This window comes from Paracoccus sp. Ld10 (assembly GCF_045064235.1).
Lineage (GTDB): Bacteria > Pseudomonadota > Alphaproteobacteria > Rhodobacterales > Rhodobacteraceae > Paracoccus.
In genome coordinates this window covers 82451-107271 of record NZ_JBISHD010000023.1, presented here as the reverse complement: position 1 = coordinate 107271, position 24821 = coordinate 82451, and the positions used below count along the sequence as shown (strand labels likewise).

20 protein-coding genes and 1 pseudogene are annotated in these 24821 nt (G+C 65.8%); 13 read left to right on the top strand and 8 right to left on the bottom strand.

What is annotated here, in order from left to right; all coding sequences use genetic code 11:
• The 3 genes from ACJJVR_RS05805 to ACJJVR_RS05795 form a co-directional block, all read right to left on the bottom strand.
• Positions 1-513: a hypothetical protein gene (locus ACJJVR_RS05805; protein ID WP_405402946.1), complete on the bottom strand. Its 513-nt coding sequence runs from the start codon at positions 511-513 to the stop codon at positions 1-3.
• Positions 507-1928, bottom strand: a complete 1422-nt coding sequence (locus tag ACJJVR_RS05800) for a YadA-like family protein (protein WP_405402944.1) — start codon at positions 1926-1928, stop codon at positions 507-509. The genes ACJJVR_RS05805 and ACJJVR_RS05800 overlap by 7 nt, the downstream gene beginning before the upstream one ends.
• A 118-nt stretch (positions 1929-2046) precedes the next feature.
• On the bottom strand, positions 2047-2505 hold the full coding sequence (locus ACJJVR_RS05795) for an Rrf2 family transcriptional regulator (RefSeq protein ID WP_405402941.1): 459 nt from the start codon (positions 2503-2505) through the stop codon (positions 2047-2049).
• 180 nt (positions 2506-2685) lie between these two features.
• On the opposite strand from ACJJVR_RS05795, the gene ACJJVR_RS05790 reads away from it, so the two are divergent.
• The 9 genes and pseudogenes from ACJJVR_RS05790 to ACJJVR_RS05750 all read left to right on the top strand — a co-directional run bounded on the left by ACJJVR_RS05790 (position 2686) and on the right by ACJJVR_RS05750 (position 15030).
• On the top strand, positions 2686-3348 hold the full coding sequence (locus tag ACJJVR_RS05790) for an alpha/beta hydrolase (protein ID WP_045981433.1): 663 nt from the start codon (positions 2686-2688) through the stop codon (positions 3346-3348).
• Positions 3349-3352: 4 nt separating this feature from the next.
• Entirely contained in the window at positions 3353-4477 is a 1125-nt protein-coding gene (locus tag ACJJVR_RS05785) for an HD domain-containing protein (protein WP_405402940.1), read from the top strand.
• Between the two features lie 102 nt (positions 4478-4579).
• Positions 4580-5791: an NADP-dependent isocitrate dehydrogenase gene (locus tag ACJJVR_RS05780; RefSeq protein WP_405402938.1), complete on the top strand. Its 1212-nt coding sequence runs from the start codon at positions 4580-4582 to the stop codon at positions 5789-5791.
• Between the two features lie 184 nt (positions 5792-5975).
• On the top strand, positions 5976-6644 hold the full coding sequence (gene purQ, locus ACJJVR_RS05775; RefSeq protein ID WP_405402936.1) for a phosphoribosylformylglycinamidine synthase subunit PurQ: 669 nt from the start codon (positions 5976-5978) through the stop codon (positions 6642-6644).
• Positions 6645-6811: 167 nt separating this feature from the next.
• Positions 6812-8500 (top strand): ATP-binding protein, encoded by a 1689-nt coding sequence (locus tag ACJJVR_RS05770; protein WP_405403549.1) that lies wholly within the window; start codon positions 6812-6814, stop codon positions 8498-8500.
• Positions 8501-8523: 23 nt separating this feature from the next.
• Complete coding sequence (locus ACJJVR_RS05765) at positions 8524-9849, top strand: sigma-54-dependent transcriptional regulator (RefSeq protein ID WP_405402935.1); 1326 nt, start codon at positions 8524-8526, stop codon at positions 9847-9849.
• A 399-nt stretch (positions 9850-10248) separates the two neighbouring features.
• Entirely contained in the window at positions 10249-11451 is a 1203-nt protein-coding gene (gene metZ / locus ACJJVR_RS05760; RefSeq protein WP_405402934.1) for an O-succinylhomoserine sulfhydrylase, read from the top strand.
• Between the two features lie 93 nt (positions 11452-11544).
• Positions 11545-12525, top strand: a pseudogene (gene folE2, locus ACJJVR_RS05755) (GTP cyclohydrolase FolE2); the annotation flags it as partial.
• Positions 12526-12663: 138 nt separating this feature from the next.
• Positions 12664-15030, top strand: a complete 2367-nt coding sequence (locus ACJJVR_RS05750) for an ATP-dependent helicase (protein ID WP_405403548.1) — start codon at positions 12664-12666, stop codon at positions 15028-15030.
• Here the strand turns inward: ACJJVR_RS05750 and ACJJVR_RS05745 are convergent.
• A complete protein-coding gene (locus ACJJVR_RS05745) occupies positions 14994-15812 on the bottom strand; it encodes an EcsC family protein (protein WP_405402932.1) in 819 nt (272 codons plus the stop codon). The genes ACJJVR_RS05750 and ACJJVR_RS05745 overlap by 37 nt on opposite strands.
• A gap of 370 nt (positions 15813-16182) precedes the next feature.
• Positions 16183-16350, bottom strand: a complete 168-nt coding sequence (locus tag ACJJVR_RS05740; RefSeq protein WP_405402931.1) for a hypothetical protein — start codon at positions 16348-16350, stop codon at positions 16183-16185.
• A 439-nt stretch (positions 16351-16789) separates the two neighbouring features.
• Here ACJJVR_RS05740 and ACJJVR_RS05735 point away from each other — a divergent pair, with 439 nt between their 5' ends.
• Genes ACJJVR_RS05735 through ACJJVR_RS05720 form a run of 4 tightly spaced genes read left to right on the top strand, consistent with a single transcriptional unit; the run spans position 16790 to position 20913 of the window.
• Entirely contained in the window at positions 16790-17068 is a 279-nt protein-coding gene (locus tag ACJJVR_RS05735; protein ID WP_405402929.1) for a hypothetical protein, read from the top strand.
• A gap of 8 nt (positions 17069-17076) precedes the next feature.
• Positions 17077-17634 carry a DUF1523 family protein gene (locus tag ACJJVR_RS05730; protein ID WP_405402927.1) on the top strand — a complete coding sequence of 186 codons (558 nt, stop codon included), beginning with the start codon at positions 17077-17079 and terminating at the stop codon, positions 17632-17634.
• Entirely contained in the window at positions 17631-18569 is a 939-nt protein-coding gene (gene deoC / locus ACJJVR_RS05725; protein WP_405402926.1) for a deoxyribose-phosphate aldolase, read from the top strand. The genes ACJJVR_RS05730 and deoC overlap by 4 nt, the downstream gene beginning before the upstream one ends.
• Before the next feature lie 7 nt (positions 18570-18576).
• A complete protein-coding gene (locus ACJJVR_RS05720) occupies positions 18577-20913 on the top strand; it encodes an aldehyde dehydrogenase family protein (RefSeq protein WP_405402924.1) in 2337 nt (778 codons plus the stop codon).
• Between the two features lie 36 nt (positions 20914-20949).
• On the opposite strand, the gene ACJJVR_RS05715 is transcribed toward ACJJVR_RS05720, so the two are convergent.
• The 3 genes from ACJJVR_RS05715 to ACJJVR_RS05705 form a co-directional block, all read right to left on the bottom strand.
• Positions 20950-21930, bottom strand: coding sequence for an ABC transporter permease (locus ACJJVR_RS05715; protein ID WP_405402923.1), 981 nt, complete (start codon positions 21928-21930; stop codon positions 20950-20952).
• Entirely contained in the window at positions 21923-22930 is a 1008-nt protein-coding gene (locus ACJJVR_RS05710; protein ID WP_405402921.1) for an ABC transporter permease, read from the bottom strand. The genes ACJJVR_RS05715 and ACJJVR_RS05710 overlap by 8 nt, the downstream gene beginning before the upstream one ends.
• A gap of 116 nt (positions 22931-23046) precedes the next feature.
• The gene (locus ACJJVR_RS05705; protein ID WP_405402920.1) at positions 23047-24750 is read right to left on the bottom strand and encodes a peptide ABC transporter substrate-binding protein; all 1704 of its coding nucleotides are present in this window, start codon (positions 24748-24750) and stop codon (positions 23047-23049) included.
• Positions 24751-24821: the final 71 nt, after the last annotated feature.

The following is a 24821-nucleotide window of genomic DNA, read 5'->3' as shown; positions in this document are numbered from 1 at the left end:
TCAGGGATCGATGGGATCGAAGGCCCCGACGGAAATGCCCAGCAGCAGCCAGCGCCGCCCCTCCAGCCCCAGAACCAGATCGAAACTGACATGGCGCGGTTCCAGCGGGACATAGCCGGTCAGGCGCAGTTCCTGTCCGCTGTCGGACAGGGCGCTGTCCAGGATGATCGGGTCGGTAACCATCACCTGCAGCAGGTCCAGCCGTTCTTCGCGCAGTGGCGTGAACAGGCCGGCCAGACGCGTCGGATCATTGGCCAGCGCGAATTCAGGCGCGGCGATGTCGCGCAGCACGGTATAGTTGCCCGTCCAGTTGCCGTGGTTCACCGCCGCCAGCACATCGCGGATCAGCGCGGTGGCATAGCTTGGCTCTACCAAAGGGGCCATGCCCTGGGGTTCGGGCGGAATGGGGGCGTCCTGTGCATGGGCACTGGTGCCGACCAGCGCCAGCGCCATTGCGATGGCCAGGGACAGCGCATGCGCCGTCCCCGTCCGTTTTGCGGCGTGGCTTACCACGCGTAGGTCACGCCGATGCGGCCACCGACCTGGTTGCGGTCAAAGCCATAGGTGATGCCCGCATCGAACTGTGTGTTCGTGTCGAAACGATAGCCCATCGATGCCGCCAGCGCCTGCGACCCCTCAAAGCTGCCGATGCTGGTGGACACGGCATAGGTCTTGTCCTCGGGGACATAGGGGGTGTTCAGGGCCATCGCCATGGCGATGCCTTCCTTGTTGTCCTCGACCTGCGACCCAAGCGAGCGCACGCGGCTGTTCAGCGACGACATGCTTTCGCCGATCGACCGGTCGACCGCCAGATTGCCCTGTGCGTCCGACGTCACCACGCCGATGGGGGTGCCCTGCGCCGCGGTGCTGGCGTCGGACGCGATGCCGGCTGCGCGATAGGTATTGGCGCTGTTGCCCAGCACGAATTCGTTCGTGCGGGTCGCGGTTGCACCGTCACCGATGGCGACCGAATTGTCGGCCGCGGCGACCGCCTGGTTGCCCAACGCGATCGAGCCCGAACCCATGGCCATGGCAGCCTCGCCGATGGCGGTGGAGCGCACGCCGCTGGCCGCGGCCAGATGGCCAAAGGCATGGGCGCGTTCGGCGGTCGCCTGAGCCTGCCAACCGAAGGCGGTGGCAGCCGTGCCGTTTGCGACCGATTCACCGCCGACCGCGGTGGTCGAGGTGCCGTTCGCCACAGAGGTATCGCCGATGGCCAGCGCATCCGTGCCGTTGGCGATGGATTCGTTGCCGATTGCGGTCGAGAAGTCGGACTGGGCGTCGGCATTCTCTCCTATGGCCAGGGACCGTTCGCCCTGTGCGGTGGCCAAGTGGCCAAAGGCCTGCGCGCGTTCCGCGGTCGCCATGGACTGCCAGCCGATGGCGCTGGCACCGGCACCCGTGGCGACTGACTCGCCGCCGATGGCCGTGGTCGAGTTGCCGTTCGCTGCTGCCGTGTCACCCACTGCCAGTGCGTCGACGCCATTGGCGATGGATTCATTGCCGATGGCGGTCGACAGGTCCGACTGCGCATCGGCATTCTCGCCGATGGCCATGGAGCGGACGCCCTGTGCGGTCGCCAGGTGGCCAAAGGCCTGCGCGCGTTCGGCCGTGGCCTGCGCCTGCCAGCCGATGGCGCTGGCGCCCGGGCCGGTCGCGACCGATTCGCCGCCCACCGCGCTGGTCGAGGGGCCGGTCGCGGTCGCCACGGCGCCGATGGCCAGACCGTCCACCGCCGTCGCATCCGTCGAGGCGCCATCACCGATCGCCACCGAAAAATCCCCGTCCGCAGTCGTGTTCACACCGCATTCGGTCGAGTTGGTCCCGGCGCCCGTGTTGCAGGGTGCGGTGGCATCGGCCATCGCGAAACCGGTCGTGGCCATCAGCGCCGCAAAAGCCGCGCCAGAATACAGGGTGGTGCGTGTCATGGGATTTTCCTCATCCGTTGGACAGGGCCTTTTGTGGGCCTCTGACCGGAGGACGCGGAAACGTGATGGCCGGATGCAGCGTTTGTGAAATAAATTCGCGCCTGCCGTTGTTCAGCGATCAGTCATCCACGACGTTGAGGATCTTGGGCAGCGCGGGGCACGGCAGCAACTGGTTCTTGGCGATGTCAGCCAGCGTGTGATTGTGCAGGAAAACATAGACATGCGCGGACAGGCTTTCCCACAAACGGTTCGACAGCGTCTGCGCCCGCGACCCCGAAATGCCCCCCGACGCGCCCGCGCCGATATGCATGGCGCTGACGGTCTCGTCGACGGCCTCGAGGATCTCGGCCACGCGGATGGTCTCGGGGGTGCGCGCCAGCCGGTATCCGCCGCCCGGACCGCGTACCGATGCGACCAGCCCCGCCCGGCGCAGGCGCACGAACAGCTGTTCCAGATAGGGCAGCGAGATGTCCTGACGCCTGGAGATTTCCGCAAGCGAGGTCAGGTCGCCCCCCTTGGCGATGGCCAGATCGGTCAGCGCGATGATCGCGTAGCGTCCCTTGGTGGACAGTTTCATGGCGCCTCTTCCCCCGATGGTCGTTGCCGGGCCTGCCTTTGCATTGACGCGCGCCGTTGTCGCGCGCTATGCCCGGCCCAGCATGTTTCTTGCCAAACCTGTGCCGGCTGCCCAGATATCCCGTCTAGAAGCCATGTGCGCACGCGTCAAGAAACCCGACAGGACCTGTGAAGGACAACCATGCCCGAGCTGATTTTTCCCGGCCCCGAAGGCCGTCTTGAAGGCCGTTACCACCCTCAGCCCGGCAAGCCCGACGCCCCCATCGCCATCGTGCTGCATCCGCATCCGCAATATGGCGGGACGATGAACAACCGGGTCGTCTATAACCTGCACTATGCGTTCCACCGCATGGGGTTCACGGTGATGCGGTTCAATTTCCGTGGCGTGGGCCGCAGCCAGGGCGAATTCGACCAAGGCATCGGAGAGCTGTCCGACGCCGCATCCGCGCTGGATTACCTGCAGGCGATGAACCCCAACAGCAAGCATTGCTGGGTCGCGGGTTTCAGCTTTGGTGCCTGGATTGGGATGCAGCTGCTGATGCGCCGCCCCGAGATCACCGGCTTTATCAGCGTGGCCCCGCCCGCAAACATGTACGATTTCAGCTTTCTGGCGCCATGCCCGTCGTCGGGTCTGATCGTGAACGGCACCGCCGACCGCGTGGCTCCGCCCAAGGACACCGCCACCCTGGTCGGCAAGCTGCGCGAGCAAAAGGGCATCACCGTCACCCATGAGGAGATCGAGGGCGCGGACCATTTCTTCCGCGACGACGAGACCCACATGAAGCCGATGATCGATCTTGTGCAGGGTTACGTCAGAAAGCGTCTGACCGAGACGTCGCGCTGACGCCATGCTGGACGATGCGTTCGCGTTCCTGTGCGAGGCGGACCGGCTGAAGTCGGTCCACCGCGCCAGCGTCCTGATGGACCTGTCGCGCCCGGAAAACAGCGCCGAACACAGCTGGCACGTCGCCCTGTGGGCGATGGTGATGGGTGCCAGCGACCGTGCCATCGCGATGATCCTGATCCACGATCTGGTCGAGATCGACACGGGTGACCAGCCGATCCATCTGGACCACGACGCCGCGGGCTTGGCCATCGCCGAGGCTGCGGCGGCTGATCGCATCTTTGGTCTGGCGCCGGACGGGGCACGCCTGTCGGCCCTGTGGCGCGATTTCGAAGCCCGCTCCGGCGATTGCGCGGCGGCCGCCAAGCGGATGGACCACGCACAGCCGATCTTTCAGGTGCTGCAGGCGCGCGATCCGTTTCCCGACCATGTCCAGATCGTTCGCGACAACCTGTTCGACGGCCGCGCGGCCCGGTTCGAACATGAATGGCCGCAGGGATGGCAGGCTGCACATGCACTGCTGGCGGGGCAGGGGGTCGCGGATCGCGATCTGGCCCGCCGGCTGGCGTTTCTGGCCGAGGCCGATGCGCTGAAGGGCGTCCTGCGCGCCAGCCGCCTGCTGGACGGGTCGCGGCGCGAGAACAGCGCCGAACACAGCTGGCATCTGGCGCTGTATGCGCTGGTGCTGGGCGGTCTGGCGGGGCCGGGCGTCGATCCGGGTCGGGTCATCCGCATGGCTTTGATCCATGATCTGGTCGAGATCGACGTCGGCGACGTGCCCCTGCATTCCGCGGGCGGTCAGGCGCATGGGTCGACAGCGATCCAAGCCGCCGAAGAGGCCGCCGCGCGGCGGTTGTTCGGCCTGCTGCCGGACGCGCAGGGTTGCGAGATGCTGGCCCTGTGGCAGGAGTTCGAGGCCGCAGCCAGCCCCGATGCGATGTTTGCCAAGGCGCTGGACCGGTGCCAGCCTGCCGTGCAGAACCTGCGGTCGGGTGGCGCGGGGTGGGTCGAATACGACGTGACGCTGGCGCAGGTGGAAAGCCGAGTGGGCCCATGGGTCGAACGCGGCTGTGCGCCGCTGTGGCACTGGCTGCATGACGGCCTGCGCGCCCATTTCGCGGGCAGTTGATCACCGCGCGGGCGTTTAGCATACCATCGCATACCGTCTTTCATTTGCAGGCGTTTTCGGTTAGAAGCACGGCAGCCGTATCCACCGCACAAGGGGCAGTTCATGTCGAAGATCAAGGTCGCCAATCCCGTCGTCGAACTGGACGGGGACGAGATGACGCGGATCATCTGGGACTTCATCAAGCAAAAGCTGATCCTGCCCTATCTGGACATCGATCTGAAGTATTACGATCTGGGCATCGAGGAGCGTGACCGCACCGACGACCAGATCACCATCGACGCCGCCGAGGCGATCAAGCGCCATGGCGTTGGCGTCAAATGCGCAACCATCACCCCCGATGAGGGCCGGGTTCAGGAATTCGGCCTCAAGAAGATGTGGCGCAGCCCCAACGGCACCATCCGCAACATTCTGGGGGGCGTGATCTTTCGCGAACCGATCATCTGCAAGAACGTGCCCCGTCTGGTTCCGGGCTGGACGCAGCCGATCATCGTCGGCCGCCATGCGTTCGGCGATCAGTACAAAGCCACTGATTTCCGCTTTCCGGGCAAGGGCAAGCTGACCATCAAGTTCGTCGGCGAGGACGGCCAGACGATCGAGCACGAGGTCTATGACGCCCCCGGCGCAGGCGTCGCGGTGGCCATGTACAACCAGGACGATTCGATCCGCGACTTTGCCCGCGCATCGCTGAACTATGGCCTGTCGCGCGGCTATCCGGTGTACCTGTCCACAAAGAACACGATCCTCAAGGCCTATGACGGCCGCTTCAAGGATCTGTTCCAGGAGATCTATGAGGCCGAGTTCCAGGACCAGTTCAAAAAGGCGGGCATCCATTACGAACACCGCCTGATCGACGACATGGTCGCATCCGCGATGAAATGGTCGGGTGGCTATGTCTGGGCCTGCAAGAACTATGATGGCGACGTTCAGTCCGACACCGTGGCCCAGGGCTTTGGCAGCCTGGGTCTGATGACATCGATCCTGATGACACCGGATGGAAAGGTCGTCGAATCCGAGGCCGCGCATGGCACGGTCACCCGCCACTATCGTGAGCACCAGAAAGGGAACGCCACCTCGACCAATTCGATCGCGTCGATCTTTGCCTGGACGGGTGGTCTGAAGCATCGTGCGAAACTGGACGACAACGCTGCCCTGCTGACATTCGCGCAGACGCTGGAGAAGGTCACCGTGCAGGCGGTCGAGGACGGCCACATGACCAAGGACCTGGCGCTGTTGGTCGGGCCCGACCAGAAATGGCTGACCACGATGGGATATCTGGAAAAGGTCGATCAGTACCTGAACAAGGCGCTGCACTGATTCAGAAAGGCCGGGCATAGGTCCGGCCTTTTGCCTCTGGTGCGGGCATCGGAGCAAGGACGATAGATTTGTTGTTTGCCCAAATACCCCCGGTTGGGCGCCGAAGGGCAACGGGGCGCCGGCCCCCCTTTCTTTGGGTGCCGCCCTGCGTTAAGGGCAGGGCGTCCCAAGCAGGAGTCCCGCGATGAAAGCCGCCGTCGTCACCTTTCCCGGATCGAATTGCGACCGCGACCTTGCCGTCGCACTGGAACAGGCGGGCGCCGACGTGGTGCGTGTCTGGCACAAGGACAGCGTCCTGCCCGACGGCATCGATCTGGTCGGCGTGCCGGGCGGATTTTCCTATGGCGACTATCTGCGCTGCGGGGCGATTGCCGCGCATTCGCCCATTGCCGATGCGCTGCGTGCCCATGCCGCGCGGGGCGGTTATGTGCTGGGGATCTGCAACGGGTTTCAGGTGCTGACCGAACTGGGCCTGCTGCCCGGCGCGCTGATGCGCAACACCGGCCTGACGTTTCTGTGCAAGCCGTCCGTGCTGACCGTGACAACCGCGGACAGCGCCTTTACCGCGGGCTATGATCAGGGACAGCAGATCAGCATCCCGGTGGCGCATCACGACGGCAACTATCAGATCGGCACCGAGGGTCTGGCGCAGCTGCGCGATCAGGATCGCATCGCCTTTACCTATGCCCCGGCAATCAACGGCTCGGTCGGCGACGTCGCTGGCGTGCTGTCGGAAAACCGCCGCGTTCTGGGAATGATGCCGCATCCGGAACGCGCCGCTGATCCGGTGACGGGCGGAACCGACGGAATGGCGCTTTTTGCAGGGCTTTCCGCGGCCTTGATGCACGCCTGACTTGAGCCGGACCGCGCTTCGCAATAGATTGCGTCAGTCGATCTTGTGGGACGGGTCCGTGCGTGGTCACTGAAGATCATATCGAAGACAGCGCCGAACGCCGGCGCGGCAGGGTTGGCCAACCGGTCAGCCCGTGGTGGTTGCGTGCGACCATCGCGCTGATCTGCATGGCGGCGCTGGGTACGATCTGGGTCACCAACGCCTGGCTGACGGACCGTTTTTCCGAAAATACGCGGGTTCGGTCCGAACTGCGGCTGGCGCTGTATTCGGGCAACCTGATGTCCGAGCTGCAGCGCAATTCGGTGGTGCCCCTGCTGCTGGCGCGCGACCCGGCGCTGATCGGGGCGCTGAACGGCAATGACTTTTCGACGACCTCGGCCCGGCTGATGACCGCGCAAAAGGAGATCGGCGCGGCGTCGATCCGTCTGCTGGATGCATCGGGGCGGGTCGTGGGCGCGACCGACCGCTATCAGATCGGGACGAACAGCGTGGCCGCCCCGCATTATGTCGAGGCGCTGCGGTCGCGCGATACGGTGTTCACCGTGTCGGAGCTGGCATCGGGCGCCCATGAATTCGCGTACTCCCGCGCTGTCGTGTCCGAGGGTCGGACATTGGGCGTCATCGTCGTGGGGGCCGATCTGACCCGGCTGGAGCGGTCCTGGGCGGGCATTTCCGACGCCGTGGCCGTCACCAACAGCGAAGGCGTGATCATCCTGTCGACAGAGCCGCGTTGGCGCGGTCTGACGGTCGCCGAGGCGCAGGCTGTGCGCGATGCGCCGTCTGCGATCCGCCGTGCGTTTCAGGTGACGGCGGACTGGACCTCCAGCCCCGCCGACGCCTATGTGCAGGGCCGCGCGGTGATGCAGTCCGAGGCGCGGGTGCCGTTCCGCGGCTGGCGGATGATCAGTTTTACCGCCTATTCATCGGTGCGCGAGCGTGTCAACGCGATCCTGGCGCTGCAGATCATGGGGTTCGCGATCCTGCTGGCGGGGGCGTTCTGGATACTGTCGCGGCGCGCGCGCATCCAGAGCCAGGCCTATATGCGCGAATCGGCCGATCTGCGGGCACTGAACGCCCGCCTGACGCGCGAGATCGCGGAACGCGAGCGTGTGCAAAAGGAACTGCGCGTGGCCGAACAGACCATGCAGCAGTCGTCCAAGCTGGCCGCACTGGGCGAAATGTCGGCCGGCGTCAGCCACGAACTGAACCAGCCCCTGGCGGCGATGAAGACCTATCTGGCGGGGGCGCGGCTGTTGCTGCAACGCGGTCGCCCCGAAGAAGCGTTGTCCAGTTTCCAGCGCATCGACGACCTGATCGACCGGATGGGCGCGATCACCCGACAGCTGAAATCCTATGCCAGAAAGGGCGGCGAGGCGGTCGAACCCGTGGACCTGCGCGCCGCCGTCAGCAGCGCCCTGACCATGATGGAGCCGCAATTGCGCACCCGCCCCATCCGCATCATCCGCATCGTCCCGCGCGAACGGGTGATGGTCATGGCCGACCGCATCCGGCTGGAGCAGGTTCTGATCAACCTGCTGCGCAATGCGGTCGACGCTGTCAAGGGTCACCCCGACGCCGCGATCGAGATCACAGTCGAGGCCGCGGCTCACGCCTATGTGTCCGTTCGGGACAACGGTCCGGGTGTCTCGGACCTGGAAAAGCTGTTTGAACCCTTCTGGACGACCAAGAAGCCCGGTGAGGGAACCGGGCTGGGGCTGGCGATCTCGTCCACGATCGTCGCCGATTTCGGGGGTCGCCTGACCGCCCATAATGAAAACACCGGCGGCGCGGTGTTCCGGGTGGAGCTGCCGCTGCACCGCCCCGGACAGCCCCGTCAGGCCCTGGCGGCCGAATGACGCAACACGAGAGGATGACAAGAATGTCCCGCAAGCTGAAGATCGCCATCGTGGATGACGAGCCCGACATGCGCGAGTCGATCAGCCAGTGGCTGGTTCTGTCCGGTTTCGAGACCGAGACCTTTGCCAGCGCGGAAGACGCGCTGAAGGTCATCGGGGCCGACTGGCCGGGCATCGTGGTCAGCGACATCCGCATGCCGGGCATGGACGGCATGGCCTTTCTGAAACGCCTGATGGGGCTGGATTCGAACCTGCCCGTCATCATGATCACCGGCCATGGCGATGTGCCGATGGCGGTCGAGGCGATGCGCCTTGGCGCGATGGATTTCATGGAAAAGCCGTTCAACCCCGACCGCATGACGCAATTGGCCAAGAAGGCCACGCAGGCGCGGCGCATGACGCTGGACAACCGCGCTCTGCGCCGTGATCTGTCCGAGGGCCAGCAGGTCATGTCCAAGCTGATCGGTGCCAGCCCGGTGATGGAACGCCTGCGCGAGGATATTCTGGACCTGGGCCAGGCCGACGGGCATGTGCTGATCGACGGCGAAACCGGTACCGGCAAGACGCTGGTGGCGCATGCACTGCACGCCGTGGGGCCGCGCGCCTCCAAGAAGTTCGTGCCGGTCAGCTGTGCGGCCTATAACGACGAGGCGCTGGCGTCGCGCCTGTTCGGACCCATCGAAGACGGGCTGCCCGCGGTCGAAGAGGCCCGCGCCGGCACGCTGTGCCTGGAGGACATCGAGGCCCTGTCCGAGGCGCTGCAGGCTCGCCTGCTGGCGTTCATCAGTGAACAGGGCACGCCCGCGGAAACCCGCATCATCGCGATCAGCAACGCCCGTGGAGAAGGTCGCAAGGCCGAGGATTCGCTGCGCCCCGACCTGTTCTATCGTCTGTCGGCGCTGAAGATCACCCTGCCGCCGCTGCGCGCGCGGGGCGAAGATATCCTGGCGCTGTTCACCCGCATGACAGAGCAGTTCAGCGAGGAATACGGCTGCGAGCCCCCGCAGGTCAGCGCGCAGGAGGCCGCCCAGCTGTTGCAGGCACCGTGGCCCGGCAACATCCGACAGCTGATTAACGTGGCGGAACGTGCCGTTCTGCAGAACCGTCGCGGGTCAGGGTCGATCGCGTCGCTGCTGATGGCAGATGGCGATGACAACCAGCAGGCCACCACCACCGAGGGCAAGCCGCTGAAGGAATATGTCGAAAGCTTTGAAAAGATGCTGATCGACAACACCATGCGTCGCCACAAGGGCAGCATATCGGGCGTGATGGACGAACTGTGCCTGCCACGTCGAACGCTGAACGAGAAGATGGCCAAATATGCCCTGCAGCGCGGGGACTATCTGTAAAATCCATTGGGGGCGGCGCGACGTGCCGCCCCCAACTGTCCGAGTCCCACTGTCCGGATAAACACGAGATGGTCACAGAAGAAAAACTGGACCGCGGGAACCCTCTTATGGATACAGGTAAAACAACCCCGCCGCTGCGGGCCACTGGTGAACGCGGGGCGTACCCCGGACCGGTTATGGATGAACATCATCAAACCGTGGTTCAACCATAGCTTGCGAGATCGGGATTTCCAACTGTCCATTTGGACAGAATTCTCCTTATAGCCTTGTAATGTAAACTGTAATTTGCAGTCGATGCAAATTGTCGGCTGGGCGACATTTCGGCGCGCGCATGTCGCGGGACTTGCGGAAGTGGCGGCTGCGGATTACCCCGCAGGAGACCACGGAAAGGCAGCCCGCATGAGCGTTTCGTCCGACGACAAGTTCCATCCCCGCACCCCGCACCCCCGGACCCAGGCCGTCCATCACGGCACCCGCCGCAGCCAGTACGGCGAGATGGCCGAGGCGATCTTTCTGACGCAGGGCTTTGTCTATCCCGACGCCGCCTCGGCAGAGGCACGGTTCCAGGGCACTGGCCCGGACGAGTTCATCTATGCTCGCTATGGCAACCCGACCAGCCGCATGTTCGAGGACCGGATCGCCGCCCTTGAGGGCACCGAGGACGCGTTCGCCACCGCCAGCGGCATGGCCGCCGTCAACGGCGCGATGTTCGCGATGTGCAAGCCCGGCGATCATGTCGTCGCGGCGCGGGCGCTGTTCGGGTCGTGTCTGTACGTTCTGGACCTGTTGGTGCGGTTCGGGGTCAAGGTCAGCTATGTCGACGGCACGGACCTGGACCAGTGGGCCGCGGCGATCACGCCGGGCACGCGGGCGGTGTTTTTTGAAAGCGTGTCGAACCCCACGCTGGAGGTGATCGACCTGCGCGCCGTGGCGGACCTGGCCCATGCGGCCGGTGCCACGGTGGTGGTCGACAACGTCTTTGCCACCCCGGTCTTTTCCCGGGCGGTCGAGCAGGGGGCCGATGTCGTGATCTATTCCGCGACCAAGCATATCGATGGCGGCGGGCGCGCGTTGGCCGGGGTGATCTGCGGCACCCGCCAGTTCGTGCGCGAGGTGGCGGAGCCGTACCTGAAGCATACCGGTGGCGCGATCAGCCCGTTCCATTCCTGGATCATGCTGAACGGGCTGCAGACGATGGACCTGCGCGTGCGTGCGCAGGCCGAGGCTGCCGCCGGCATCGCGGCCGCCCTGCACGGCCACCCAAGCCTGAGCCGCGTGATCTATCCGGGTCTGGCCGATCATCCGCAGCACGCGTTGGCGATGCGCCAGATGGGGTCTGGCGGAACGATGATCGCGCTGGAGGTGGCGGGCGGCAAGGATGCGGCATTCGCCGTTCTGGACCGGCTGCGGATCATCGCGATCTCGAACAACCTGGGCGACGCGAAATCGATCGTGACGCATCCGGCCACCACCACCCATTCGCGCCTGACCGACGAGGACAAGGTGCGTCTGGGCATCACGCCGGGCCTGTTGCGCCTGTCGGTGGGGCTGGAGGATGCACGCGACCTGACGGCCGACCTGATGGCCGCGCTGGAGGGCTGAGCCGGGCTGCGTCATGCTGGCATGGTTCAGCCGTCGGCGCGGGCTGACATTTGTTGCTTTGCCCCCTATATCTATGGCGATCATGCCGGAGGCCCCATGACCGAGATCCGCCCCCTGACCCCCGCCTATCCCGCGTTGGCACGCAGCTATGACGCCGATTTTCGCGTCGACCCCGCCTATAAGGACAGCCTGCCGGACCTGCAGAACGGTCCGGCCAGCCTGATCGTGGGCGCACGCACCGCGATCCAGCACGTGGGCATCTCCAACTTTCGTCTGCCGATCCGCTATCAGGTCCGCGATGACGATGCCGGCATGGGCCGGGAGATCACGTTGGAGACCAGCGTGACCGGGACCGTCAGCCTGGAGGCCGACCGCAAGGGCATCAACATGTCCCGGATCATGCGGTCGTTCTATGGCCATGCCGACCACGCGTTCAGCCTGTCGGTGCTGGAGGCGGCGCTGGATGATTACAAGACCGACCTGGACGCGCTGGACGCACGCATCCAGATGCGGTTTTCGTATCCGGTGCGTGTGGACAGCCTGCGGTCGGGCCTGTCGGGCTGGCAGTATTACGACATCGCGCTGGAGGTGATCGAACAGGGGGGCGCGCGTCTGCGGGTGATGCATGTCGATTACGTCTATTCGTCGACCTGCCCCTGTTCGCTGGAACTGTCGGAACATGCGCGTCAGACGCGCGGGCGGTTGGCCACCCCGCATTCGCAGCGGTCGGTTGCGCGGATATCGCTGGTGATGGACGGACCGGAGCGGATCTGGTTCGAGGACGTGATCGCGCTGTGTCGCGCCGCTGTGCCGACCGAGACGCAGGTCATGGTCAAGCGCGAGGACGAGCAGGCGTTCGCCGAGCTGAACGCGGCCAATCCGATATTTGTCGAGGATGCGGTGAGGGCCTTTGCCGGTCAGCTGATCGCGGACCCGCGCGTGGGCGATTTCCGTGTGATCGCCAGCCATCAGGAATCACTGCATTCCCATGATGCGGTCAGCCTGCTGACCAGCGGGCCGACATTTGCCCAAGCATCGCTGGACCCGGCGACATTCGCAGGGCTGCGCGCCTGAGATGCGTCCCGCGGTGGCCGGGGGTGCTGCGCGCCCCCCGGGCCCCCGGCTGATGGCCGTGCACTATTGCCACGGTGGTAAGAACGGATGGCGAACGTCGGGCTTTCCTTGGGCGGCGCGGGTGCCTATGCTGTCGGGATGGAGCATTTCGACGATTCCGAAGATCTGGCGGCGGTGCCGCTGTCGCGCCGGGCAATGGCCGCGCGGCCCACGCCCTATCTGGAGGGGCTGAACGCCGCGCAACGCGCCGCGGTCGAGGCGCTGGACGGGCCGGTCCTGATGCTGGCCGGCGCCGGCACGGGCAAGACCCGTGCGCTGACCACGCGGATCGCGCATCTGCTGACCCAGGGCAAGGCGCGGCCTGGGCAGTTGTTGGCGGTGACATTCACCAACAAGGCTGCGCGCGAGATGAAGGACCGGATCGGTCGCCTGCTGGGCGATGCGGTCGAGGGGATGCCCTGGCTGGGCACGTTCCATTCGATCAGCGTCAAGATCCTCCGCCGGCATGCCGAGCTGATCGGGCACGGCAACCTGCACCTGAAGCCCAGTTTCACCATTCTGGACACGGACGACCAGATCCGGCTGCTGAAGCAGTTGATCGCAGCCGAGAACATCGACGAAAAGCGTTGGCCAGCCCGCCAGCTGGCCCATCTGATCGACGGCTGGAAGAACCGCTGCATCACGCCGGGCAACCTGCCGCGGGGCGAGGGCGAGGCCTTCGACGGGCATGGCGGCAAGCTGTACGCGGCCTATCAGGACCGGCTGCTGACGCTGAACGCGGTCGATTTCGGTGACCTGCTGATGCATTGCGTGATCCTGTTCCAGGCGCATCCCGACGTGCTGCGGCAGTGGCAGGACCGGTTCCGGTACATTCTGGTGGACGAGTATCAGGACACCAACGTCGCGCAGTACATGTGGCTGCGTCTGCTGGCGCAGGCGCATCGCAACATCTGCTGTGTGGGCGACGACGACCAGTCGATCTATGGGTGGCGCGGGGCCGAGGTGGGCAACATCTTGCGGTTCGAGCAGGATTTCCCGGGCGCCGAGGTGATCCGTCTTGAGCAGAATTACCGTTCCACCCCGCAGATTCTGGGGGCGGCGTCGGGGCTGATTGCGGCGAACCAGGGGCGTTTGGGCAAGACGCTGTGGACCGACGCCGAACCCGGAGAGCCGGTGCGCCTGATCGGGCATTGGGACAGCGAGGCCGAGGCGCGTTGGATCGGTGAGGAGATCGAGGCGTTCCAGGGCGGGCATCGACAGGCGTTGGGGCGCGTCAGCCTGAACAACATCGCGATCCTGGTACGCGCGTCGCACCAGATGCGGGCGTTCGAGGACCGGTTCATGACCATCGGATTGCCCTATCGGGTGATCGGAGGGCCACGGTTCTATGAGCGGCAGGAAATCCGCGACGCGATGGCCTATTTCCGGCTGGTGGTATCCCCCGACGACGACCTGGCGTTCGAGCGGATCGTGAATACGCCCAAGCGCGGCCTTGGCGACAAGGCGCTGCAGACGGTCCAGCATGCGGCGCGTCAGAATGGCGTGAACCTACTGGAGGGTGCGCGCATCGTGGTCGAGGACAAGCAGCTGGGCGGCAAGGGGCTGGCCAACCTGCGCGATTTCGTGGCGCTGATCGGACGGTCGCACATGGCGGTGCGCGACGGGGTGAACCACGTGGAACTGGCCGAGCGGGTGCTGGACGAGTCGGGCTATACCGCGATGTGGCAGAACGACAAGTCGCCCGACGCACCGGGGCGGTTGGACAACCTGAAGGAACTGGTCAAGGCGCTGGAGGAGTTCGAAAACCTACAGGGGTTCCTCGAGCACGTGTCGCTGGTCATGGACCGTGACAATGCCGACGATGACGAACAGGTCAGCATCATGACCCTGCACGGCGCCAAGGGGCTGGAGTTTCCGGTCGTGTTTCTGCCGGGGTGGGAGGACGGCCTGTTCCCGAACCAGCGTGCGATGGACGAACAGGGCACCAAGGGTCTGGAGGAGGAGCGGCGGCTGGCCTATGTCGGGATCACCCGCGCCGAGCGGCTGGCCACGATCACCTTTGCGGGCAACCGGCGGCTGTACGGCCAATGGCAAAGTGCCTTGCCGTCGCGGTTCATCGACGAGTTGCCCGAAGAGCATGTCGAGGTGCTGACCCCGCCGGGCCTGTATGGCGGCGGCTATGGTGCGGCCATGGCGATGGCGGGCAGCACGCGGATGGACGAACGGGTGGCCAAGGCCGATGTCTATGCCTCTCCGGGGTGGCGGCGGATGCAGGCGCGGGCCGCGGATCGCGGACAGCCGGTCCACCGGGTGCCGGTGACGATCAACGCGGCGCCCGCGTCGCGGTTCACTGTGGGCGACCGCGTGACCCACGCCAAGTTCGGCGAAGGTCAGGTCATGGGCATCGCGGAGGACACGCTGACCGTCCAGTTCGACGCGGGTTTCAAGAACATCAAGGCGGCCTATGTTCAGCCGGCGGACGGGGGGGACGACGTCCCCTTTTGACGGCGGGTCAGGCGGGGCTGTCCGGCGCGGGTCAGCGCCTGCGCATAGGCCGCGTCGATATCGGTGCCCGGATGGTCCTGCGCCAGCCGCAACAGGCGGAAATGGATGTCGGCCACCCGTTCGTAATAGTCCAGAAAGGCATAGTTTATCGCCGCCCCGGTTGCTGCACCCAGCACCGGAACCGCCTGTGCGCCCAGCTTGGTCGTCAGACGGGTCGCGAACTGACCGGCAAAGCGGGTGATCAACGCCGAAACGGTCTGGCCGTTGGTCAGCAGGCGGTTCGCCAGGAACGATTGCGCGGCCGCGTCGCCATCCTGTCCGGGTTCGCCGTACTGGAACACCGCCAGGCATTCCAGCCGCACCTGCGGGTCGGTCGTGTCGAAGCCGTGCTGTCGCGCGACCTTCTGGATGGAATTGAAGATGACCGTGGTCGAGGCGATCAGGTCCGGCACGATCCCGGCCAGACCGAACCAGCCACCCGTTGCCCCCGACATCACCGCAGCCGCCCGGTTGGCGACCAAGGGCGCGTCGCGCACCACGCTGATGCCGTCACCGCGCGCGGAAAGGTTGTACAGCTGGCGGAATGCGCTTTCCATGACCTTTTCCAGCGCCACGGGCGACAAGCCCAGAACAGTCGTGGCCGCGCCTTCGGTCAGGCGGCCCACGGCCTCGACCCCGCGCATCAGCAGGCCGCGCCCGGCCAGTTGGCGGGTGGCCAGACGGTCCAGTTCGGCCTGCAGGTCGGCGGTCGGATCGGTCAGCGCGGTCGAGGTCATGGTCATGCTCCTGATCAGTCGACCCATTCGGGGTCGGTGGTAAACGCATTGGGCAGCCAGCGGTTCGCACCGGCATGATATTGCGTTCCCCCGTCGGGCGGCAGGCTGGCCATGCAAGACGATCAGATATGACGCGATCTGGCGACCCCGTCCGGCGCGAGCCGCGCGGTCAGCCTGTGCCAGCATGGCGGGCGGCGCATTGGGCACGATATCGGCCAACGCCTGCGCGATTGTGGCGACCGGCCGTGCACGCGAAACCACGCTGATCCGCGCCAGCACCCGGGCGTCGGCGCAGGGGGGGGCGGCGCGGTCGCCAGGTTCGGCCAGCCAAAGACGAATGCCGCACGCAGCGGGACCGTCTGCGATGCCGCGATGGTCAGTTCTGCACGGGCAGCGCGGCACAGTCCGACCGGATCGCGCGGGTGGCGCGGCGGTTGCCGGTCGCCACGCCGATGACCGCGATCAGCACCACCGTCGCATACAGGATCGCCCGTCCGAACTGCAGCGGATGGCCGCCGGTCGGTACACTGCGGGCCGGCGTCACTGGCACATTGGTAGCGGCCGCCGCGTTCAGGCGCCGGGTGCATCTGCGCCACGTGCATATCGCGAACCTCCAGACCAGCCGAGCCTGACGGCGTTCCGAAGGGCACCGGGCGATCAGCGATGATGCCCGCAGGTGCGACCGTGGTCGCGACCGCCTTTGCCAGCAAACAGATACCGCTACATGCGACCTTTCCCGACCCCATGCCGAAACCGATACCCGCCGACACCCCGACAATTGTCATGACGATCAACAGGGGCGGCGCGGCTGGTTCAGGCACCGGGTGGGTGATGGGCCATCACACCGGCGGGCGAACGCGGCGTGCAATCAACGGGTTGCCCGACGGCTGGCCGTGACGCGACGCGACATCTGGCCCCTGACGCGCGGGGCGTGCTAACGTGGACGCCAATGATGACGGGGGCTTTGCTGTGGCGGCTGTAGGGTGGCGGTGATCCGGCTGTGGCTGTTCGTTCTGGCGGCACAGATGGTGTTCTATGTGCTGCTGCGGATGCATATCCGGTCCGGACAGGTTGAACGGCTGGAGAACCGTTGGGATGCCCGCCATCCCGACCATGCGGGAAACACCGCCGCACGGCGGGCGTTCATCGCCAAGGCGATGGTCGGGTTCAACCGGACCCTGCGGGCGCGGCTGGCGGGGCTGGTTTTTGTGCTGCCCACGCTGGCCATCGTGGTCATCGTCATTCTGGTCAATTGGCAATAGGAGCTGCCATGTATTATGTGCGCGTCGTCGCAGGCGTCCTGTTCGGCATCCTGGTCTTTGCCCTGCTGGATTACACGCTGCCATCCAAGAACACGTTGCGGATCAGTGAGACGTATAATCGTCAAACGATGATCCCGCCCTCGGCCAGCCTGTTCTGGGCGTCCGACAGCACCGGCACGGTAGAGAATGCCCAAGGTCTGCGCGACGTGCGCTTTATCAACACGGTCCGCCCCGGCGGCGATGTCTTTGTCTATCGCAACGAGGATACAGGTTGGGTCTGGCCGCCCTATTTCAAGTATGACAGCTCGAACCTGCAGGCCGAGGCGAACAATCTGCAATCGGGACAGGCCGATCCGATCTGGGTCAGCGTGACCGCCTATGGTTGGCGGGTGCCGTGGATGTCGATCTATCCGAACGCGATTTCGATCAACACCGTATCGAGCCCCGACGACCGCCCGACGAACTGGGCCGCGCTGATCATCTGCGGCGTGTTGCTGGCCCTGCTGACGTTGGTCTGGCGGATGTGGGCGCAGTTCCGTCAACGCAGCGCCAGGAGGCCGGCATGACCAACCCAGGGAGCGATCTGCACCCCGACTGGTTCGAGGGGCTTCGCATCAACACGCCCGCGGTCGAACGCCGTGCGGCGACGCTGCCCGCGCGGCGCAGCCTGAAAAAGGACCATCAGGCGGCGTGGCTGTTGAACGCGGTGCGCTGCATCGACCTGACCACGCTGGCGGGCGATGATACGCCCGACCGCGTGGCGCGCCTGTGCGCCAAGGCGCGCCAGCCCATCGCCGCCGATCTGCTGGAGGCCGTGGGCGTCACCGGGCTGACCACCGGCGCGGTCTGCGTCTATCCAACGATGGTGGCCCCGGCCAAGCGCGCCCTGGGCAACAGCGGCATCCCGGTGGCCAGCGTGGCGACGGGGTTCCCCGCCGGGCTGATGCCCCTGGACCTGCGCCTGGCCGAGATTCGCTATGCGGTCGATCAAGGCGCCGACGAGATCGACATCGTCATCAGCCGCGCCCATGTCCTGCAGGGCAACTGGACGGCGCTTTACGACGAGTTACGCGCGATGCGCGAGGCCTGCGGTGCAGCCCGGATGAAGGCGATCCTGGCCACCGGCGATCTGAAATCGTTGGAAATTGTCGCCAAGGCCAGCCATGTGGCGATGCAGGCCGGATCGGACTGGATCAAGACATCGACGGGCAAGGAGGGCGTGAACGCCACCCTGCCGGTCAGCCTGGTGATGGTGCGCACGATCCGCGATTTCCACGCCCGCACCGGCATCAAGGTGGGCTTCAAGCCCGCAGGCGGGTTGCGCACCGCCAAGGACGCAATCAGCTGGCAGATTCTGATGAACGAGGAGTTGGGCCGCGACTGGCTGGCCCCGGACCTGTTCCGCATCGGTGCCTCCAGCCTGCTTGGCGACATCGAGCGCCAGATCAGCCACCACGTGACAGGCCGCTATGCGGCTGCCCACCGCCAAGCGATTGCCTGAGGATCCGATGACCAGAGTGAGCGAGATCATGCAGACGATGGAATACGGCCCCTCGACCGAGGATGCGTCGGCGGCCCGCGAGTGGCTGGCCCGTCGCGGGACGTTCGGCCATTACATCAACGGCAGCTTTACCAAGCCGGGCGACGTGTTCGAAACCCGCGACCCTGCCAGCGGCGACGTATTGGCCCGCGTGACGCAAGGGGCCGAGGCCGACATCGCTGCGGCGGTCAAGGCCGCGCGCAAGGCGCAGCGGGGCTGGGCCGCGCTGTCCGGTACGGACCGGGCGCGGTACCTGTACGCGATCGCGCGGCATGTGCAGAAACGCGAACGCTTTCTGTCGGTGCTGGAGACGCTGGACAACGGCAAGCCGATCCGCGAGGCGCGCGACATCGACGTGCCGCTGGTCGCGCGGCATTTCTATCACCACGCGGGCTGGGCCGAACTGCGCGACACCCAGTTCCCCGACCATACGCCGTTGGGCGTCTGCGGTCAGATTATCCCGTGGAATTTCCCGCTGCTGATGCTGGCGTGGAAGATCGCACCGGCGCTGGCCGCCGGGAACACGGTCGTTCTGAAGCCCGCCGAATACACCCCCCTGACCGCACTGGCATTCGCCGAGATCTGCCAGGAGGTCGGCCTGCCCGCGGGTGTCGTGAACATCGTGACCGGCGACGGCGCGACCGGGGCGGCGCTGGTTGCGTCCGATGTGGACAAGATCGCCTTTACCGGATCGACCGAGGTCGGGCGCGGCATCGCGACCGCGCTGGCGGGCACGGGGCGCAGGCTGACGCTGGAACTGGGCGGCAAGTCGCCCTTTATCGTGATGGACGACGCCGATCTGGACGCCGCCGTGGAGGGCGTCGTGGACAGCATCTGGTTCAACCAGGGCCAGGTCTGTTGTGCCGGGTCGCGCATCTTGGTCGCCGAATCCGTGGCCGAGCGGTTCGAGGCGCTGCTGTCCGCCCGGATGGGCCGATTGCGCGTCGGCGCGCCGCTGGACAAGTCCACCGATATCGGCGCCATCGTTGATCCGGTGCAAAAGGACCGCATCCTGTCGATCTGCCGCGCCGCGACCGATGCGGGCGCGGAACTGGTCGGCGGGCAGGCGCAGGATGGGTGCTTTGTCGCGCCGGGATATTTGCGCAACATCGCCCCCGCCAATCCGGGGATGGAGCAGGAGATATTCGGACCCATCGCGACGCTGTCAACATTCCGCACCGCCGATGAGGCGGTCGAACTGGCCAACAACACCCGTTACGGTCTGGCCGGATCGGTGTGGTCTGAAAGCGCGACGGTCGCCACCGACATTGCCGCGCGGATCAAGGCCGGGGTGATCTGGATCAACTGCGCCAACATGTTCGACGCCGCCGCGCCCTTTGGCGGTTATCGCGAAAGCGGTTATGGCCGCGAGGGTGGGGCCGCGGGCATGCTGGACTATCTGGCGGAGCCCGTGGTGAAATCAGCGCGCGAGGCCGCGCCCAAGGCCGTCGTCGCGGTGACCGACACCGTGGCCGCCAAGGGGCAGGGCATCGACCGCACCGCCAAGCTGTATTACGGCGGCGCGCAGAAGCGGCCCGATGGCGGGGCGATGTACGCGGTGCCGGGCGGTCTGGCCCCTCTGGGCAGCCGCAAAGATATCCGCAACGCGGTCGAGGCTGCCACCAAGGCCGGTAAATGGGCCGCGGCGGGCGGCCATGCCCGCGCGCAGGTCCTGTACTATATCGCCGAGAACCTGTCGGCGCGCGCGTCTGAATTCGCGACCCGGACCAGCCGGGCCGAGGTCGATGCCGCCATCGCCCGCGCGTTCCACTATGCGGCCTGGGCCGACAAGTTCGACGGTGCGAACGTACAGGCCAAGCCGGGCCATCTGGTCAATGTGATCCCCGAACCGATGGGCGTCATCGGGATCGCCTGTCCGAATGCGCAGCCGCTGGCGGGGTTCCTGTCGCTGGTGCTGCCCGCCATCGCAATGGGCAACGCGGTTGTGGCCATCCCCGCGCAGGACGATCCGCTGGCGGTGACGGACCTGTATCAGGTGTTCGACACGTCGGACCTGCCGGGGGGCTTGGTCAACATCGTGACCGGGGTGCGCGCCGATCTGGCCGTGACGCTGGCCGCGCATGACGAGGTCGCGGGTTTCTGGCACGCGGGCCCGGCCGAGGAACTGGCGGCGGTGGATCGTGCGGCTGCGGGGAACCTGAAGCCCGTCTGGGCCGTGCCCGCGCGCGACTGGACCGGTCGTCAGGCGCAGGGGACCACGTTCCTGCATCATGCGACGCGGTCGAAAACGATCTGGCTGCCTTATGGCGCCCTGCCTGCGGGCAGCGGCAGCGCGGCGTACTGAAACGCAAAAGGGGGGCCGCTTGGCCCCCCTTTTCGGTCAGCGACCCCGGATCCGGGGGTCCATGGCGTCGCGCAACCCGTCGCCGATATAGTTCACGCACAGCACCGTCAGCGAGATCAGCACGCCGGGAAAGATCACCCGCCACGGATACAGCACCATCTGGTCCACCGCGTCGAACAGCAGCCGTCCCCAGGTCGGAAAGTCGGGCGGAAAGCCCAGACCCAGAAACGACAGCGCGCTTTCGGTGATGATCGCGGTGGCGATGCCCAGGGTCGCGGCCACCATGATCGGCGACAGCACGTTGGGCAGGATGTGACGCGTGATCATCCGGTGCGACGGCGTGCCGATGGAACGCGCGGCCAAGATGAACTCACGCTCCTTGAGGCCCAGGACCTCTCCGCGGACGATGCGGGCGGCCTGCATCCAGCTGGTCGCGCCGATGGCGGTCACGATCAGGAAGAAGATGCCCAGTGCGGGCCCGAACGTCTGCGACAGCGGCTCGCGGAACAGCGTCACCATCAGCAGCAGCAACGGCAGCAGCGGCAACGCCAGGAACAATTCCGTCAGCCGCATCAACGGTGCGTCCATGCGGCGGAAATAGCCCGATATCACGCCGACCATGCTGCCCAGAAAGATCGCGATGACCATGGCGGTCAGGCCGACCGCGATCGACACCTGTCCGCCCGCCATCAGCCGCGCCAGCAGATCGCGGCCCAACTGGTCGGTGCCCAGGGGATGGGCCATAGAAAAGCCCGAATTGCGGGCGCGGATGTCCACATAGGTCGCATCGATCGTCCAGATCAGCGGTCCGACGGATACGAACAGGATGATCGACACGAACAGCACCAGCGCCACCATCGCACCGCGGTGGCTGCGGAACTGGCGCCAGACGTCGGACCACTGACTGCGGGTCTCCGACGCGCCCTGAGGGGGCACGACGGGGGGGCTGGCGGCGGCGGGGACGGCGGCATTGCCCGCGGCGGCGCGCAGATCGTCGGGGGATTTGGGGTCAGTCATAGCGGATCCTCGGGTCCAGCACCCCATAGAGGATGTCTGCGATCAGGGTGAATACGACGATCAGGATGGCAAAGATGAAGGTCAGCGTCAGGACCATCGGGATGTCGTTGCCGTGGATCGAGGTGATCAGCAGCTGTCCCAGCCCGTTCACCTTGAACACCTGTTCGGTGATGATGGCGCCGCCGAACACCGCCGGCAGGCCAAGCGCGATCACGGTCACGACCGGGATCAGGCTGTTGCGCAACACGTGTTTCAGCACGACGACGCGTTCGGACAGGCCCTTGGCGCGGGCGGTGCGGACATAGTCCTGGCTCAGGTTGTCCAGCATGGACGACCGCATGAAGCGGCTGATCTGGGCCGCGTTGTACAGCGCCAGCACCGTGACCGGCATGACCATCTGGCGGGCCTGCTGTTTGAAGCTGGCCCAGTCGGTGACGTTCAGCGTGGTGTCATAGACCGACGGAAACCATTGCAGGTTCACGGCAAAGATGATGATCAGCACGACGCCCGTAAAGAACGTCGGCATCGAAAAACCGATCATCGAGATGAACGTGCCGATCTGGTCGAACCAGCTGTATTGTTTGTAGGCAGAGATGATCCCGATGGGGATCGCGATCAGGATGCCCACCAGATAGGACATGCCCACCACGGTCAGGGTCTGCGGGACGCGCTGCGCGATCACGTCAAACACGGGGCTGCGCGATTGAAAGCTGATGATGCGTTGTGCGCCCTGGCTGAAATCGGTGCCGAACCAATGGTCGGTCCAGTATAGCGGCTCGACCCAGAAGAACTGTTTCAGCCACAGCAGATAGCGGACGGGCCAGGGTTCGCCCAGGCCCAGGGCCGCGCGCATGCGTTCGCGGACCTCGGGCGGCACGGTCAGGGGTACGTCACCCAAAGGGTCGCCGGGCGACGCTTCCAGCAGCAGGAAGATCACCAGCGAGATGAACAGCAATGTCGGAATGGCCAGCAGCAGCCGGCGGATGGTGAAACTCAGCATGGTGCCTCGATCCGGTGGTTTCTGGGCATCTTGGTCCCCCCGTCACGGTCCCGCGTGCCCGCGGGCCCCTGAGAGAGGGGCGCCCCCCCGGCGCATGGCCGGGGCGGCAGGATGCATTACTGTTCGACGCGGGTCCAGTCCGCGACGTTCCAGATCTCGCTGTCCCAGGCATTCAGCTGCACGCCGCCAAGCGTGTTCGAATGCGCGGACGCGGTGCCGCGATAGACCAGCGGGATGATCGCGTTGCTGTCCTTGGTCAGCATTTCGTTCATGGTGCGGCCCATCGCTGCGCGTTCGTCGGCGTCGACGATGCCCTCGATCTCGGTGACCATGCGGTCATATTCGGGATCGCAGAAGCGGCTGATGTTCTCACCCTGCCACTGGTTCGCGGGCGAGGGTGCCTTGTTGCAGGTCCACTTGGACAGGTAGGGTGCCGGGTTGTTGCCGTCAAAGTTGTCGGCATACATCTCGACATCGGCATAGAACTTTTGCAGCGTGTCGGGCGAGCCCGCGTCCGAGCCGAAGAACACCGACGCATCGACCGTCTTGAGTTCGGTCTGCACGCCGATTTCCGACCACCACTGCTTGATCAGCGCCTGGAAGTCCTGGCGCACCGCGTTGACCGAGGTCTGGAAGACCATGTTCAGCTGCACGCCGTCCTTTTCACGCACGCCGTTGCCGCCCATCGTCCAGCCGGCCTCGTCCAGCATGGCGTTGGCACCGGCGATGTCCTGGGTCAGGCATTCGGTGTTGTCGGACGCCCAGGCCTCGGGGGCGGGGACATAGTTGCAGGTCGGCTGGCCCGAGGTGCCATAGCCGATCTCGACCAGCAGTTCGCGGTCGATGGCCATCGACAGCGCCTTGCGCACGGCCGGGTCCGACAGGAACGGGTGCGGATGGGCATCGGTCGAACGCTCTCCCTCGGGCAGGGACGACGACGGGTCGGTCAGGTTGACGTGGATGCGTTCCACCAGCGTGCCGAACGCGGCCGAGACCTTGCCACGACCCGCGGCCTCCATCCCGGCGATGACGTCGGGGGCCAGCTGGGTGTTCCAGGCATAGTCGAACTCGCCCGTCTCCATGACCGAACGCGCGGCGCCGGCAGCGTCGCCGCCACCCTTGACCAGCACGGTCGCGAATGCGGGCTTGGCCGCGTCACGGTATTCGGGGTTCGCCTCCAGGCTGATCGTGTCGTTGGTCAGGAACTGGGTCACGCGGAACGGGCCGGTGCCGATCGGGCCAAAGTTCTGGTCCGTGCAGGTCGGTGCGTTCACACCCTTGCAGGCCTCGAACTGGGCCTTTTGCAGGATCGGCGACTGCGATCCGACAAAGGCCGAGAACGGGTCGGCGCGGGGCGAATCGAACGTGACCTTGACGGTCTGCGGATCGACCGCCTCGACCGAGGTGATGCCCTCGAACTTGGCCAGCTGCGCACAGCCGCCCTCGGGGTCCATGCAGTATTCGGCGGTGAAGACCACGTCATCGGCGGTCAGCGGCGTGCCGTCGGACCACATGACGTCGTCGCGCAGCGTCCACGTGACCGAGGTCAGGTCCTCGGCAACGCCGCCGTTCTCCAGCGACGGGATCTCTGTCACCAGGCGGGGATAGATAGCGCCTTCGGCGTCATAGCCCGCCAGCGGTTCCAGGACCAGGCTGCCGGCAATGACCTCTTTGGTGCCGCCCGACAGATAGGGGTGCATCAGGGTCGGGGCCTGCCACATGATGATGTTCAGTTGGCCGTCGCTGCCGCGTTCTGCAAAGGCGGCAGGGGCCATCGCCAGCGTTGCGGCGGCGCCCATCAGACCGGTGATCAGTTTCATTACATTCTCCTGTTGGGTATTGCGGCCCGCGGGGGGTTCCACGCCACCTTCAGCCATTCGGGGGCTGATCG

Bases quoted from the DNA above. Each gene is read 5' to 3' on its own strand.
- ACJJVR_RS05800 (WP_405402944.1), bottom strand. From the start codon at position 1,928: ATGACACGCACCACCCTGTATTCTGGCGCGGCTTTTGCGGCGCTGATG.
- ACJJVR_RS05795 (WP_405402941.1), bottom strand. From the start codon at position 2,505: ATGAAACTGTCCACCAAGGGACGCTACGCGATCATCGCGCTGACCGAT.
- ACJJVR_RS05790 (WP_045981433.1), top strand. From the start codon at position 2,686: ATGCCCGAGCTGATTTTTCCCGGCCCCGAAGGCCGTCTTGAAGGCCGT.
- ACJJVR_RS05785 (WP_405402940.1), top strand. From the start codon at position 3,353: ATGCTGGACGATGCGTTCGCGTTCCTGTGCGAGGCGGACCGGCTGAAG.
- ACJJVR_RS05780 (WP_405402938.1), top strand. From the start codon at position 4,580: ATGTCGAAGATCAAGGTCGCCAATCCCGTCGTCGAACTGGACGGGGAC.
- purQ (WP_405402936.1), top strand. From the start codon at position 5,976: ATGAAAGCCGCCGTCGTCACCTTTCCCGGATCGAATTGCGACCGCGAC.
- ACJJVR_RS05770 (WP_405403549.1), top strand. From the start codon at position 6,812: ATGGCGGCGCTGGGTACGATCTGGGTCACCAACGCCTGGCTGACGGAC.
- ACJJVR_RS05765 (WP_405402935.1), top strand. From the start codon at position 8,524: ATGTCCCGCAAGCTGAAGATCGCCATCGTGGATGACGAGCCCGACATG.
- metZ (WP_405402934.1), top strand. From the start codon at position 10,249: ATGAGCGTTTCGTCCGACGACAAGTTCCATCCCCGCACCCCGCACCCC.
- ACJJVR_RS05750 (WP_405403548.1), top strand. From the start codon at position 12,664: ATGGAGCATTTCGACGATTCCGAAGATCTGGCGGCGGTGCCGCTGTCG.
- ACJJVR_RS05745 (WP_405402932.1), bottom strand. From the start codon at position 15,812: ATGACCATGACCTCGACCGCGCTGACCGATCCGACCGCCGACCTGCAG.
- ACJJVR_RS05730 (WP_405402927.1), top strand. From the start codon at position 17,077: ATGTATTATGTGCGCGTCGTCGCAGGCGTCCTGTTCGGCATCCTGGTC.
- deoC (WP_405402926.1), top strand. From the start codon at position 17,631: ATGACCAACCCAGGGAGCGATCTGCACCCCGACTGGTTCGAGGGGCTT.
- ACJJVR_RS05720 (WP_405402924.1), top strand. From the start codon at position 18,577: ATGACCAGAGTGAGCGAGATCATGCAGACGATGGAATACGGCCCCTCG.
- ACJJVR_RS05715 (WP_405402923.1), bottom strand. From the start codon at position 21,930: ATGACTGACCCCAAATCCCCCGACGATCTGCGCGCCGCCGCGGGCAAT.
- ACJJVR_RS05710 (WP_405402921.1), bottom strand. From the start codon at position 22,930: ATGCTGAGTTTCACCATCCGCCGGCTGCTGCTGGCCATTCCGACATTG.
- ACJJVR_RS05705 (WP_405402920.1), bottom strand. From the start codon at position 24,750: ATGAAACTGATCACCGGTCTGATGGGCGCCGCCGCAACGCTGGCGATG.